Source organism: Streptomyces anulatus (assembly GCF_014650675.1).
GTDB lineage: Bacteria > Actinomycetota > Actinomycetes > Streptomycetales > Streptomycetaceae > Streptomyces > Streptomyces anulatus.
The window spans coordinates 49,668-62,721 of the sequence record NZ_BMVK01000011.1; the positions used below are offsets into that span (position 1 = coordinate 49,668).

Consider the following 13,054-nt stretch of genomic DNA (forward strand, 5'->3'; position numbering starts at 1 on the left):
ACCAGAAGAAAAATGACCGGCTGAAAGCGGGCCGGAAGAAGGGCGTGCGCTCATGCGGGCCGGCGGCGGCGCAGCGGTGACAGCAACCGGTCCAGGCCCACGAGCACCCCTTCCACCAGCAGGGCGAGTCCGGCGACCAGGACGGCGCCCGCGAAGACCTGGGCGGTGTCGTAGGTGTTGAACCCGGCGGTGATGATCCGGCCCAGACCGCCGAGGCCGACCATCGCGGCGATCGACGCGGTGGCCACGACCTGGACGGCGGCGGACCGCAGCCCCGTCATGATCATCGGGTAGGCGAGCGGCAGCTCGACCCGGACGAAGAGCTGCCCGCCCGACATCCCCATGCCGCGCGCGGCCTCCACCACGGCCCGGTCCACCTCCCGCATCCCGACGTAGGCGTTGGTCAGCAGCGGCGGCACCGCGAACAGCACCAGCGCGATGATGGTGGGCCAGTAGCCCGAGTTGCGCAGGGGCGTGACCATGAACAGGGCCAGCACCGCGAAGACCGGGACGGCCCGCCCCACGTTGGAGATGTTCACCGCGAGCGCACCGCCCCTGCCGATGTGCCCCAGATACAGGGCGAGCGGCAGGGCTATCGCGCAGGCCACCGCGAGGGCGACCCCGCTCACGTACAGATGCTCGCCGAGCCGGTGCGCGGCCCCTCCGTCGCCCGACCAGTTGGCCCCGGTGGTCAGCCAGGTCCAGGCATCGCCGATGACTCCCACGGGTCAGCCCGCCTCCACCTTCGCCGGAGCGGGCAAGCCCGCCGGTCCGCCCGGTCCGTCCGGGTCGGTGCGCCCGCCCCCGGCCGTCCCGGGCGTCCGGGACGTGCCCGATATCCGGGTCCAGGGCGTCAGCAGCCGCTGGAGGCCGAGCAGCAGCAGGTCCGCCGCCACCGCGAGCAGCACGCACAGGACCGAGGCGGCGAGCACCTGGGCCTTGAAGAAGCTGGGCAGCGCGTCCTCGATGAGATTGCCGAGGCCCCCCTTGCCGACGAGCGAGCCGACCGTGGTCAGCGCGACCGTCGACACGGTGGCTATCCGCAGCCCCGCCATCACCGCGGGCAGCGCCAGCGGGAGCTCCACCTCCCACAGCAGCCGCCCCGGCCCGTATCCCATGCCTCGGGCGGCGTCCCTGGCCTCCTCGGGCACGGCTTCGAGCCCGGCCAGGATGTTGCGTACGAGGATGGTCAGCGAATAGAGCACCAGGCCCGTGACGACGAGCGCGGCCGACAGCCCGAACACGGGCAGCAGCAGCGAGAACATCGCCAGCGAGGGCACGGTGTAGAGCACGGTCGTCAGCCCGAGCACCGGTCCGGCGAAGCGCCGGCCCCGGCGGGCGAGCAGCGCCAGCGGAAAGGCGACCGCGAGCCCGATCAGCACCGAGACCACCGTGATCCCGATGTGCTGCACGGTCGCGTCGGTCAACTCCTGGCTGCGGGAGCGCAGATACTCCCCGCAGATCCAGTCGTTCGTCACCAGGCAGTTCTGCTCGGCCATCCGCCCCCCACCTCCTGCTTTCGCTCGTCGCCCGGAACCGCGCCCGGATCACGCCCGGACCATGCCGGGTTCTCCCCCGGATCGCCCCGGATCGAACTGATGACTGGCGAGCCTATCCTCGACCACTGACAATCGCGGAAGCTGTCGCATTCCGGCAACATGCCCTTCACAGAACGCCCTCCACAATGGGGAACCATGATCCGTTTCGAGCACGTCACCAAGCGGTACGCCGACGGCACCACTGCCGTCGACGACCTTTCCTTCGAGGTCGCCGAGGGTGAACTGGTCACGCTCGTCGGACCTTCCGGTTGCGGCAAGACGACCACCATGAAGATGGTGAACCGGCTGATCGAACCGACCGAGGGCGGGATATTCCTCGACGGGGACGACATATCCACCATCGATCCCGTCCAACTGCGCCGCCGAATCGGCTATGTGATCCAGCAGGTGGGACTCTTCCCGCACAAGACGGTGCTGGAGAACACCGCGACCGTTCCCCATCTGCTGGGATGGAAGCGCGGAAAGGGACGCGAGCGCGCCGCCGAACTCCTCGACCTCGTCGGACTCGACCCTTCCGTTTATGGCGACCGCTATCCGGAACAGCTTTCCGGCGGCCAGCGCCAACGCGTGGGCGTGGCGCGCGCATTGGCCGCCGATCCGCCCGTTCTCCTGATGGACGAGCCTTTCGGGGCGGTCGATCCGGTCGTCCGCGAACGCCTCCAGAACGAATTCCTGAAACTCCAGGCCCAGGTGCGCAAGACCGTGCTGTTCGTCACGCACGACATCGAGGAGGCCGTCCGCCTCGGCGACCGGATCGCCGTCTACGGGCAGGGCCGCATCGAGCAGTTCGACTCCCCCGCCACCGTGCTCGGAGCCCCCGCGACCCCGTACGTGGCCGACTTCGTCGGCGCGGACCGCGGGCTCAAGCGGCTCTCGGTGACGCCCATCGAGGAGAGCGACCTCGACCAGCCGCCGGTCGTCCACCTCGACGACTCCCTGGCCACCGCCACCGAACGGCTCCGGTCCCAGGGCGCGCGCTGGGCGGTCGTCCTGGACGGCCGGGACAACCTCCACGGCTGGATCCCCGCCGACGCGACCGCCGACGCCACGGCCAAGGGCACCGTCCGCGAACACGCCCGCCGCATGGAGGCCTGGCTTCCGCTCGGCGCACCCCTCAAGCAGGCCTTCGCCACCATGCTCCAGCACGACGCGGGCTGGATCGCGGTCATCGACAAGGAGAGCGAGGGCCGCTTCCTCGGCGTGCTGACCCCCGCCCGGCTCCACGAGGCCCTGCGCCGCTCCATCGACGCGGACGCCCACGACGTACCGCGCGCCGAGGTCGCCGTGGAGACGGTGGCGACGATCGCTCCGACCGGCTGAGCGACAGCGCTCAGCCCGCGCTGAGGCGGGCGCTCAGCCACTCCAGGGCCGGCGGGATCTCCCGCCGCCAGGTGGTGAAGTTGTGCCCGCCGCTGTCGAGCACGATGGAGGACACCTTCGCGGGCGCCTTCACCTTCTCGATGAACTCCATCGTGCTCCCGAGGTTGTCCTCGCCCTCCCGGGACGTCGTCACCAGGAACGAACCGCCGGACGGGGGCCGGTTCTCCAGGGTCCACATCAGGTCGGCCCGGTCGCGCAGCTCCTCGTTCCCGTGGAACAGGTCGCCCGTCGTCGGGTCCTCGGCCGCCCTGTAGTACGCGGAGAGCCCGGCGCTCGCCGCGTACCGCTCCGGGTGGTGCAGCCCGATCTTCAACGCGCAGTAGCCGCCGGTCGAGTTGCCGATGATGCCCCAGTTGCGGGCCTTTTTCCCGACCCGGTAGGACCCCGCGATCGCCTCCGGGAGGTCCTTCGCGAAGAACGTCTCGGTCCGCGGGCCCCCGGGGACGTCCACGCACTCGGTGTCCCGGGGCGGCGCGACCGTCGGCCGCAGCATCACCAGGATCATCGGCCGGGCCTTCCCCGCCTTCACCCGGTCATGCGCCGTCTGCGGGTAGCGCAACCCCTTCAGCAGGTTCTCCGCCGTGCCCGGGTAGCCGGTGAGGACCACGGCCGCCGGGAACGTCCGCCCGGCGTACGCCGCCCGGAAGTACTCCGGCGGCAGATAGACGTAAGCCGGGGACTCGATGCCCGAGGTCCGCCCGGAGACGACCACCTGGTCGATCCGCCCGCCGACCGAGGGCACCCGGCCGCCCGGCACGTCCGGGTGCCGGGTGCCGATCCGCGCCATGTGCCGCGAGCCGGACCCGTTCCCCGCGTGGTCGGTGACCACACCGAGTTCCTGCTGCCGGCCGAAGAGGTCGGCCCACGACCCGTAGAAGAGGAACGCGTTGTTGGCCGCCAGACCCACCGCGGCGAACAGCGTCAGCTGGGTCGCCAGCAGCAGCCCGACCCGGCCCGACACCGCGGCCGCTCCGGGCCGGGCCAGACGCGGCCAGAGCCCGACCGTGGCGGCGAACAGCGCGACGGCGACTGCCGCCACGACCGCCAGGACTGCGGTGCTGGTGAGACCCATGAGCGTGCTTTCTCCGTGATTCCTTACGCGGGCCGGATACGGGAAATTTCCGGAATGTGGGTGAACCCGCGCTCCACAACCCACGTCCTAGAGGGCGCACATCGTCCGTGGGGCTCCGGCCGGCGGACTCAAGGAATCTCTCGCGAAGCCACGGGAAGCGATGTCTGTCACGCTAGATGGGGATAATTCGGTGTCGGTTCCGCAGCGCGTCCGCCGGTTGCTCCACGGGCCGCGCCCCGAATCCGTACCGGCGCTCGTCGGCAGCGCCTGCACCGTCGTCGGACTGATCGACGTCGCCGCCGGGGTCTTCCCCCGCTTCCGGCACAGCCGGATGCACACCCTCGCCGAGGTGCTCCCCGGGGCTCTCGGGCCGTTCGCCGCCGCGCTCTCGCTCAGCGTCGGCATGCTGCTGCTCCTGCTCGCACACGGGCTGAAGCGGCACAAGCGGCGGGCCTGGCGCGCGGCGGTGATCCTGCTGCCCGCGGGGGCCGTGGCCCAGTTCACCTACCGCCACTCGATCGTCGGGGTGCTCGTCTCACTGGCGCTCTGCTGGCTGCTGGTGCGCCACCGGGACCAGTTCCGGGCGCTGCCCGACCCCCGCAGCCGCTGGCGCGCCCTCGCCAACTTCGTCCTGCTCGGAGCCGGTTCGCTGGGACTCGGGCTGATCATCGTGAGCGTCCACCCCGGCCGGGTCGTCGGCGACCCGTCCATCGCCGACCGCCTCCAGCACGTGCTGTACGGCCTGTTCGGCGTCGAGGGGCCCGTCGACTACGCCGGGCGCACCGGCTGGACCGTGGCCTACTCGCTGGGCGCGCTCGGCCTGCTCACCGCCGTCACCACCATCTACCTCGCCTTCCGCCCCGAACACCCGGCCGCCCGCCTCACCGAGGACGACGAGAGCCGGCTGCGCGCCCTGCTGGAGCGGCACGGCGGCCGGGACTCGCTCGGCCACTTCGCGCTCCGCCGCGACAAGGGCGTCGTCTTCTCCCCCAGCGGCAAGGCCGCCGTCTGCTACCGGGTCGTCTCCGGGGTGATGCTGGCCGGCGGCGACCCCATCGGTGACGTGGAGGCCTGGCCGGGCGCGATCGAACGCTTCATGGACGAGGCGCAGGCGCACTCCTGGACCCCCGCCGTGATGGGCTGCAGCGAGACCGGCGGCCAGGTCTGGACCCGCGAGACCGGACTCACCGCCCTCGAACTGGGCGACGAGGCGGTGGTGGACACAGCGGATTTCTCCCTCGCCGGACGGGCCATGCGGAACGTGCGCCAGATGGTCAAGCGCATCGAACGGAACGGCTACGAGACCCGGGTCCGGCGGGCACGTGACATCGGCGACACCGAGCTGGACCGGATCCGCCGCGCCGCCGCCGACTGGCGCGGCACCGACACCGAGCGCGGCTTCTCCATGGCGCTGGGCCGGATCGGCGACCCGGCCGACGGCGACTGCGTGATCGCCACCGCCCACCTGCCCGGCTCCGGTACGGAGGACTCCCCGAACGGCGACCTGAAGGCGGTCCTCCACTTCGTCCCCTGGGGGCGCGACGGCATGTCCCTGGAGCTGATGCGCCGCGACCGCTCGGCCGACCCCGGCATGAACGAGCTCCTGATCGTCGCCTCGCTCCAGGCCGCCGAGAAGCTCGGCGTCACCCGGGTCTCACTGAACTTCGCCATGTTCCGCTCCGCGCTGGCCCGCGGCGAGCGGCTCGGCGCGGGCCCGGTCCTGCGCTGCTGGCGCGGGCTGCTGATCTTCCTCTCCCGCTGGTTCCAGATCGAGTCGCTGTACAAGTTCAACGCCAAGTTCAAGCCCCGCTGGGAGCCCCGCTTCGTGGTCTTCCGCACCAGCCGCGACCTGCCCCGCATCGGGATCGCGGCGATGCGGGCGGAGGGCTTCGTGAACCTCTCGCTGCCCCGCCCGTTCCGCCGCGGCCGCCCGCGCCCGTGCGGCCACACGCTCCCCGCCGCCCAGGAGCACGGGGTACGCGCGGCGTGACGGGCGGCGGGACGGGCCTAGGCTGGTGGTATGAGTACGACACGCACGCGGGGCACGGTCCGAGGACTGCCGGAGTGGGACCGCTGCGCGGTCATGGGCGTCGTCAACGTGACGCCCGACTCCTTCTCCGACGGCGGCCGCTGGTTCGACACCACGGCCGCGGTCAAGCACGGTCTGCACCTGGTGTCCGAGGGCGCGGACCTGGTGGACGTGGGCGGTGAGTCGACCCGCCCCGGCGCCAGCCGGGTGGACGAGGCCGAGGAGCTGCGCCGGGTCGTCCCGGTCGTGCGAGGGCTGGCCTCCGAGGGCGTCACCGTCTCCGTGGACACCATGCGCGCCCGCGTCGCCGAGCAGGCCGTCGCCGCCGGGGCCGTCCTGGTCAACGACGTCAGCGGCGGCCTCGCCGACCCGGACATGATCCCGGCCGTCGCCGCCGCCGAGGTCCCGTTCGTCGTGATGCACTGGCGCGGCTTCAGCGAGTCGATGAACAGCCGCGCGGTGTACGAGGACGTGGTCGCCGAGGTCCTCGACGAGCTGCGGCAGCGGATGGACGCGGTGATCGCGGGCGGCGTCGCCCCCGAGCGCATCGTGATCGACCCCGGCCTCGGCTTCGCGAAGGACGCCGCCCACGATCTGTCGCTCGTCGCGCACCTGGCCGAGCTGCGCACCCTGGGCCGCCCGCTGCTGGTGGCCGCCTCCCGCAAACGTTTCCTCGGGCACGTCCTGGCCGGGCCGGGCTCGGCCCCGCCGCCCGCCCGCGAACGCGACGCGGCGACCGCGGCCGTCTCCGCGCTGTCCGCGTCGGCCGGAGCCTGGGCGGTCCGGGTCCACGAGGTACGGGCCACCGCCGACGCCGTCCGCGTGGCCCGCGCGGTCGAGGGAGCCGCGTGAACGAGGAACACGCACAGGCCGCCGCCGACATCGCGGAGGTCGAAGCGGCCAACACCGCCTTCTACGAGGCGCTGGAACGCGGCGACTACGACGAGCTCTCCGGCCGGTGGCTGCCGGGCGAGGACCTCACCGTCTCCTGCGTCCACCCCGGCTGGCCGGTCCTCACGGGCCGGGGCGACGTGCTGCGCAGCTACGCCCTGATCATGGCGAACACGGAGTACATCCAGTTCTTCCTCACCGACGTCAACGTCTCGATGACCGGCGACACCGCGCTGGTCACCTGCACCGAGAACATCCTCAGCGGGGGTCCCGCCGAGGAGGGCAACGCGCTGGGCCCGCTCGTGGGCCAGCTGGTCGTCGCCACGAACGTGTTCCGGCGCACCGCCGACGGCTGGAAACTCTGGTCCCACCACGGGTCGCCCGTCCTGACCGATTCCGATGAGGACGACGACGAGGAAACACCCTCCTGAGTGGGTACGGGACCGGTAGGGATTGGAACCGATGACCACCGGGTATGGGCGGCTACCAGCCCGGTGAGGCGCTGTCCATGGCCCCCACGGGCGAGCACTGTCGGTGCTCGCAGGTAGATTCGAAAGAAGGCACCTCGCCGCCCGCACGCGGCCGGGTGCCTCTCGACCAACGACAGCAGGAGTGATTCGCGTGGATCGTGTCGCGCTGCGCGGCCTCAAGGCCCGTGGGCACCACGGTGTCTTCCCCCGGGAACGGGAAGAGGGCCAGACCTTCATCGTCGACCTGGTGCTCGGCCTCGACACCCGTCCCGCGGCAGCCACCGACGACCTGGCCCGCACCGTGCACTACGGCGTGGTGGCCGAGGAGGTCGTCGACGTGGTGACCGGCGAACCGGTGGATCTGATCGAGACGCTCGCCGAGCGCATCGCCCAGCAGTGCCTGAAGCACGAAGGCGTCCTGGAGGTCGAGGTGGTGGTGCACAAGCCGGACGCACCGATCACCGTCCCCTTCGACGACGTGACCATCACCATCACCCGGAGCCGATCATGACTGCATTTTCCACCGAAGGGCAGAGCGACCCGACCGTACAGCCGGTTCCGACCGCCGTCGTCCGACAGGTCGACGCCGCCGACGTCACGCTCTCCAACCCCAAGATGGCCGTGATCTCCCTCGGCTCCAACCTGGGCAACCGGCTGGAGACCCTCCAGGGGGCCGTCGACGCCCTGGAGGACACCCCGGGCCTCCGGGTCAAAGCCGTCTCCCCGGTGTACGAGACGGAGCCCTGGGGCGTCGAGGCGGACTCCCAGCCCTCGTACTTCAACGCCGTCATCCTCGTGAAGACGACGCTGCCCCCCGCCTCCCTGCTGGAGCGCGGCCAGGCCGTGGAGGAGGCCTTCGACCGGGTCCGCGAGGAGCGCTGGGGTCCGCGCACCATCGACGTCGACATCGTGGCGTACGCCGACGTCCTCTCCGACGACCCGGTGCTCACGCTCCCCCACCCGCGCGCCCACGAGCGGGCCTTCGTCCTCGCCCCCTGGCACGACATCGACCCCGAGGCGCAGCTGCCCGGCGCCGGCCCGGTGGCCCAGCTCCTCGCCGGGGTCGGCCGCGACAGCGTCCTGCCCCGCGCCGACCTGGAACTGCGCCTGCCGGAGTAATCGTTAGGCTCGACGGACGGTGGTCCGGCGCACGGCCGGACCGGGCACAGGCGGCGCGAAGGGCGGCTCACTCGGTGAAGCAACTACGGCTCGGGGTACTGGCGGGCCTCTTCGCCGCCGCCGGTGTCCTCTCCTGGGGCGGGGCCCGCCTCTGGGACGCCTTCGGCACCCTGCCGAGCGTCCCGCTGGCCGCGTCGATCGTGCTCGCCGTGATCGCGGCGATCCTCCTCGCGACCGCCCTCTCCACCCGCACCCGCCTCCGCGCCCAGCGCGAGCGCCGCCCCGGCGCCAAGGGCGTCGAGCCCCTGTTCGCGGCCCGCGCGGTCGTCTTCGGCCAGGCGAGCGCCCTGGTCGCCGCCCTGGTCGCCGGCATGTACGGCGGCACCGGCGTCTTCCTGCTGAGCTACCTCGACATCCCGCCCCGCCGCGACCAGGCCATCTACGCGGGCGCGGCGGTGGTGGCCGGCATCGCGGTCATCGCGGCCGCGCTCTTCCTGGAACGCGTCTGCCGCCTCCCGGAGAACGGCAACGACCACGACGGCACGGGCGCGGCAGCCGCGTAGGGCGGTCGCCCGGTCCACTCACTCCGCCGCGCGGACCAGATGCCCGTTCACCAGGAACGTGGGATGCGGCCGGAGCCGGTACCGGTACAGGGTGAACGGCTTGCCGGGCGCGGTGCGGGGCCGGACGGCCTCGACCGTCACCCAGTTCGATTCCACCGGTTCGGCGTCATGATGCTCCGGACGGAAGGTGCCTCGGGCCGCCCAGCGGTCCACCACGGTCAGATGCGAGGCCAGGCCCTTCCTGGCGGGAGTGAATCGCGCGCCGATGATCGCGGCCAGGTCGACGAGGAACGGCACGTTGGCACTGACCAGAGTGCGACCGGCCCAGTGCTTGGCCCGGCACCCGTCACCGTCCGCGTACCCGTCCAGGAAGCCGTCGAAGACCTCGCGGTCCCGGAGCACAACGCGAGGGAAGGACTGCCTCATGTGATGCGCGTCGCCGCCCGCGTACTGTCGCAGCGCGTCGGCAAGGTAGGAGGACACCACGCGCACGCGGAATCCGGGAATGTCCCGGCCCAGGTACCCGGAGGGCCGCGTCACGGGCTGGGGCCGTGCATCCAGCCCCGTCGCCTCGTTGAGGCTACGTGCGTAGCGGGAGGCGAACGCTTCGTCGTTCACGACGAGTGAGACGTAGTTCCTTCCCACCGTGCCGTCCGCACAGGTGGCGCCGACGAAGTAGCCGAAGGCGTATCCCACCCGGAACGTGAGCCGCTCGCGGCAGAGCTTGCGGGCGTGGGTCCGGATGACGGTCCTGCCTGCGGCGTCCTCGGCACGGACCCAGCCGTCCGAGGTGACCAACGGGAGGTCGGTGGCCACCATGAACGCTGCGTGGCCGGTGACGACCTCCACGGCGGTACGCGCCTTTGCCGCCATAACGTGCGTGACGGTGGTCTGCGCCGTACGGAGGCCGTCCAGCGTCCACAGCCTGGTGCCGACAGCTATGTCCCGGGCCCGGAGGCGCCCTCCCACCGCGTTGACGGTCTGCTTGCTCGGTAACCCGTAGCTCATGCGGCGCTCCTCGGCCTGCTCACCATCACAGGCCGAGGAGCGTATCGGGCACCACTGACATACGGGGCTAGCGCGCCAATATGAGGCTCATCGCCTCGGCCCGGGTCGAGGCGTCACGCAGCTGACCGCGAACGGCCGACGTCGTGGTCTTCGCTCCGGGCTTGCGGATGCCTCGGACCGACATGCACATGTGCTCAGCCTCGATCACCACGATCGCTCCCCGGGCCTCCAGAATCCGCATGAGCGAGTCCGCCACCTGCGTGGTCAGGCGTTCCTGTACCTGGGGCCTGCGGGCGAAGACGTCCACCAGACGGGCCAGCTTCGACAGGCCGGTGATCTTGCCCGAATCGGCCGGGATGTAGCCGACGTGCGCGACACCGTGGAAGGGCAGGAGATGGTGTTCGCAGAGCGACATGATCTCGATGTCCTTCACCAGCACCATCTCGTCGTGCCCGAGATCGAAGGTCGTGGTCAGTACGTCCTCGGGTTCCTGGCGCAGGCCGGCCAGAATCTCCTTGTACGCCCGCGCGACCCGCCCCGGCGTCTCCCGCAGGCCCTCGCGGTCCGGGTCCTCTCCGACGGCGATCAGCAGTTCGCGTACGGCCGCCTCGGCCCGCTTCTCGTCGAACTCGCCGATCGAACCCTGGCCGTCCAGCGTCACCGGGTCGGTCATCTGTGCCTCGTTCCTCTGTGCTGTCCCGTGCGCGGGTTCGCGCTCAGACCTCGCAGGCATACGAAAAAGCCGCGCCCCCACAGGCTAAAACCTGGGGGGCGCGGCATCCATTCCGGGACCGGGTCGGCTCCCGTGACGGGGGTCTCACCGGATTCGGTCCGGGACTAGCTCTCGGGACGCTCCTCGGGAATCGCCTCGGTGGACGGGGCGATGTCCTTCGTCAGGTCCGTCGGGGCGATCTCCGGCGGGGTGGCCGAACCATTGGCGACCGATGCGCCGTTGGTGAGGGCCAGCTCCTTGGGAGAGAGCACCGGGGGCCGCGTCGACGGGGTGCGTCGGGCGGATCCGGTCCATGCCGGGCGGGCGGGACGCCTGACGAGCGGGGCGAAGATCTCCGCGATCTCGTCCTTGCCCAGCGTCTCCTTCTCCAGCAGTTCGAGCACCAGGGCGTCGAGGATGTCGCGGTTCTCGACGAGGATCTCCCACGCGTCGTTGTGGGCGGTCTCGATGAGCTTCTTGACCTCCTCGTCGACCAGGGCCGCGACCTCTTCCGAGTAGTCGCGCTGGTGACCCATCTCGCGGCCCAGGAAGGGCTCCGAGTTGTCACTGCCGAACTTGATCGCGCCGAGACGCTCCGTCATGCCGTACTGCGTGACCATCGCGCGGGCCGTCGCAGTGGCCTTCTCGATGTCGTTCGAAGCGCCGGTGGTCGGGTCGTGGAAGACCAGCTCCTCGGCCGCGCGCCCGCCCAGCATGTACGCCAGCTGGTCGAGCATCTCGTTGCGGGTCGTGGAGTACTTGTCCTCCTCCGGGAGCACCATCGTGTAACCGAGGGCGCGACCGCGGGAGAGGATCGTGATCTTGTGGACCGGGTCCGACTGGGGGGAGGCCGCCGCGACCAGGGCGTGTCCGCCCTCGTGGTACGCGGTGATCTTCTTTTCCTTCTCGGACATGATCCGGGTCCGCTTCTGCGGGCCCGCCACGACGCGGTCGATGGCCTCGTCGAGGCTCTCGTTGTCGATGAGCTTCTTGTTGCTGCGCGCCGTCAGGAGCGCCGCCTCGTTGAGCACGTTCGACAGGTCGGCGCCGGTGAAGCCGGGCGTGCGTCGGGCGACGGCGCCGAGGTCGACGCCCTCCGCCACGGGCTTGCCCTTCTGGTGCACCTTGAGGATCTCCAGGCGGCCCTGCATGTCCGGGCGGTCGACCGCGATCTGCCGGTCGAAGCGTCCCGGGCGCAGCAGCGCCGGGTCGAGGATGTCCGGGCGGTTCGTGGCGGCGATCAGGATGACGCCGCCCTTCACGTCGAACCCGTCCATCTCGACGAGCAGCTGGTTGAGCGTCTGCTCGCGCTCGTCGTGACCGCCGCCCATGCCGGCGCCGCGGTGGCGGCCGACGGCGTCGATCTCGTCGACGAAGACGATCGCCGGAGCGTTCGCCTTGGCCTGCTCGAAGAGGTCGCGCACACGGGAGGCGCCGACGCCGACGAACATCTCGACGAAGTCGGAACCGGAGATCGAGTAGAACGGCACGCCCGCTTCGCCGGCGACGGCGCGTGCGAGCAGCGTCTTGCCCGTACCGGGCGGCCCGTAGAGCAGGACGCCCTTGGGGATCTTGGCGCCGACGGCCTGGAACTTCGCCGGCTCCTGGAGGAACTCCTTGATCTCGTGGAGTTCCTCGACCGCTTCGTCGGACCCCGCCACATCGGAGAAGGTCGTCTTGGGGGTGTCCTTGGTGATCAGCTTGGCCTTGGACTTGCCGAACTGCATGACCTTGGAACCGCCGCCCTGCATCTGATTCATCAGAAACAGGAAGACGACCACGATGAGGACGAAGGGCAGCAGCGAGAGGAGGATCGAGACGAACGGGGACTGCTTCGACGGCGAGACGGTGTAACCCTTCTCGATGTCGCCGTTCTCGAACTTCTGCTGCAACGTGTCGGCGAGCTCGACGCCCTGGTTGCCGATGTAGCTCGCCTGGAACTTGCTGCCGGACTCGCCTTCGAGCTTCTGGCCGTCCTTCAGTTCGATCTTGAGGATTTGTTCGTCACCGGTGGTCAGCTTGGCCTGCTCCACCTGGTCCTTGCTGATCGCCTGGATCACCTTGCCGGTGTCCACCGTCTTGTAGCCGCCAGACGAGCCGACGACCTGCATCAACACGACCACGGCGAGGACGGCCAGCACGATCCACATGACCGGCCCACGGAAGTATCGCTTCACGTCCATCCATACGGAGCGAAGACGCCCCGTCCCTCCTGCCCGTAGGTAAATGCTGCTGTTTGAAAAGACTGTTT

13 protein-coding genes are annotated in these 13,054 nt (G+C 70.7%); 7 read left to right on the forward strand and 6 right to left on the reverse strand.

All coding sequences use genetic code 11. The features are described 5' to 3' along the window. Window positions 1-50: 50 nt before the first annotated feature. Together IE272_RS25085 and IE272_RS25090 are read right to left on the reverse strand one after the other, a co-directional pair. Window positions 51-725 carry an ABC transporter permease gene (locus IE272_RS25085; protein WP_050356763.1) on the reverse strand — a complete coding sequence of 225 codons (675 nt, stop codon included), beginning with the start codon at window positions 723-725 and terminating at the stop codon, window positions 51-53. 3 nt (window positions 726-728) lie between these two features. Beyond that, window positions 729-1,499 carry an ABC transporter permease gene (locus IE272_RS25090; RefSeq protein ID WP_050356764.1) on the reverse strand — a complete coding sequence of 257 codons (771 nt, stop codon included), beginning with the start codon at window positions 1,497-1,499 and terminating at the stop codon, window positions 729-731. 195 nt (window positions 1,500-1,694) lie between these two features. Here IE272_RS25090 and IE272_RS25095 point away from each other — a divergent pair, with 195 nt between their 5' ends. Next, on the forward strand, window positions 1,695-2,879 hold the full coding sequence (locus tag IE272_RS25095; protein WP_190008102.1) for an ABC transporter ATP-binding protein: 1,185 nt from the start codon (window positions 1,695-1,697) through the stop codon (window positions 2,877-2,879). A gap of 10 nt (window positions 2,880-2,889) precedes the next feature. On the opposite strand, the gene IE272_RS25100 is transcribed toward IE272_RS25095, so the two are convergent. Continuing rightward, a complete protein-coding gene (locus IE272_RS25100) occupies window positions 2,890-4,011 on the reverse strand; it encodes an alpha/beta hydrolase (RefSeq protein ID WP_190008104.1) in 1,122 nt (373 codons plus the stop codon). Window positions 4,012-4,171: 160 nt separating this feature from the next. Between IE272_RS25100 and IE272_RS25105 the strand changes: the two genes are divergently transcribed. The 6 genes from IE272_RS25105 (at window position 4,172) to IE272_RS25130 (ending at window position 9,083) form a co-directional block, all read left to right on the forward strand. Continuing rightward, window positions 4,172-6,001 carry a phosphatidylglycerol lysyltransferase domain-containing protein gene (locus tag IE272_RS25105; RefSeq protein ID WP_057663785.1) on the forward strand — a complete coding sequence of 610 codons (1,830 nt, stop codon included), beginning with the start codon at window positions 4,172-4,174 and terminating at the stop codon, window positions 5,999-6,001. A gap of 30 nt (window positions 6,002-6,031) precedes the next feature. Continuing rightward, the gene (gene folP, locus IE272_RS25110) at window positions 6,032-6,892 is read left to right on the forward strand and encodes a dihydropteroate synthase (RefSeq protein WP_073747031.1); all 861 of its coding nucleotides are present in this window, start codon (window positions 6,032-6,034) and stop codon (window positions 6,890-6,892) included. Beyond that, complete coding sequence (locus IE272_RS25115; protein WP_056700391.1) at window positions 6,889-7,362, forward strand: nuclear transport factor 2 family protein; 474 nt, start codon at window positions 6,889-6,891, stop codon at window positions 7,360-7,362. Before folP ends, IE272_RS25115 begins: the two co-directional genes overlap by 4 nt. 190 nt (window positions 7,363-7,552) lie before the next feature. Next, a complete protein-coding gene (folB, locus tag IE272_RS25120) occupies window positions 7,553-7,912 on the forward strand; it encodes a dihydroneopterin aldolase (RefSeq protein WP_007456839.1) in 360 nt (119 codons plus the stop codon). Further along, complete coding sequence (folK, locus tag IE272_RS25125; protein ID WP_050356769.1) at window positions 7,909-8,520, forward strand: 2-amino-4-hydroxy-6-hydroxymethyldihydropteridine diphosphokinase; 612 nt, start codon at window positions 7,909-7,911, stop codon at window positions 8,518-8,520. Before folB ends, folK begins: the two co-directional genes overlap by 4 nt. Window positions 8,521-8,594: 74 nt before the next feature. After that, window positions 8,595-9,083, forward strand: coding sequence for a DUF3180 domain-containing protein (locus IE272_RS25130; protein ID WP_007456836.1), 489 nt, complete (start codon window positions 8,595-8,597; stop codon window positions 9,081-9,083). An 18-nt stretch (window positions 9,084-9,101) separates the two neighbouring features. On the opposite strand, the gene IE272_RS25135 is transcribed toward IE272_RS25130, so the two are convergent. From IE272_RS25135 to ftsH, 3 genes are all read right to left on the reverse strand, one after another. Further along, window positions 9,102-10,091, reverse strand: a complete 990-nt coding sequence (locus IE272_RS25135; RefSeq protein ID WP_229897608.1) for a hypothetical protein — start codon at window positions 10,089-10,091, stop codon at window positions 9,102-9,104. A gap of 67 nt (window positions 10,092-10,158) precedes the next feature. After that, entirely contained in the window at window positions 10,159-10,764 is a 606-nt protein-coding gene (gene folE, locus IE272_RS25140; protein WP_007456833.1) for a GTP cyclohydrolase I FolE, read from the reverse strand. A gap of 164 nt (window positions 10,765-10,928) precedes the next feature. Beyond that, window positions 10,929-12,986: an ATP-dependent zinc metalloprotease FtsH gene (gene ftsH, locus IE272_RS25145; protein WP_190008106.1), complete on the reverse strand. Its 2,058-nt coding sequence runs from the start codon at window positions 12,984-12,986 to the stop codon at window positions 10,929-10,931. Window positions 12,987-13,054: the final 68 nt, after the last annotated feature.

What these genes read in the sequence shown, in the direction of transcription:
- folE (WP_007456833.1), bottom strand. Translation starts at nt 10,764, where the DNA reads ATGACCGACCCGGTGACGCTGGACGGCCAGGGTTCGATCGGCGAGTTC.
- IE272_RS25135 (WP_229897608.1), bottom strand. Translation starts at nt 10,091, where the DNA reads ATGAGCTACGGGTTACCGAGCAAGCAGACCGTCAACGCGGTGGGAGGG.
- IE272_RS25100 (WP_190008104.1), bottom strand. Translation starts at nt 4,011, where the DNA reads ATGGGTCTCACCAGCACCGCAGTCCTGGCGGTCGTGGCGGCAGTCGCC.
- ftsH (WP_190008106.1), bottom strand. Translation starts at nt 12,986, where the DNA reads ATGGACGTGAAGCGATACTTCCGTGGGCCGGTCATGTGGATCGTGCTG.
- folP (WP_073747031.1), top strand. Translation starts at nt 6,032, where the DNA reads ATGAGTACGACACGCACGCGGGGCACGGTCCGAGGACTGCCGGAGTGG.
- IE272_RS25090 (WP_050356764.1), bottom strand. Translation starts at nt 1,499, where the DNA reads ATGGCCGAGCAGAACTGCCTGGTGACGAACGACTGGATCTGCGGGGAG.
- folK (WP_050356769.1), top strand. Translation starts at nt 7,909, where the DNA reads ATGACTGCATTTTCCACCGAAGGGCAGAGCGACCCGACCGTACAGCCG.
- IE272_RS25105 (WP_057663785.1), top strand. Translation starts at nt 4,172, where the DNA reads ATGTCTGTCACGCTAGATGGGGATAATTCGGTGTCGGTTCCGCAGCGC.
- IE272_RS25095 (WP_190008102.1), top strand. Translation starts at nt 1,695, where the DNA reads ATGATCCGTTTCGAGCACGTCACCAAGCGGTACGCCGACGGCACCACT.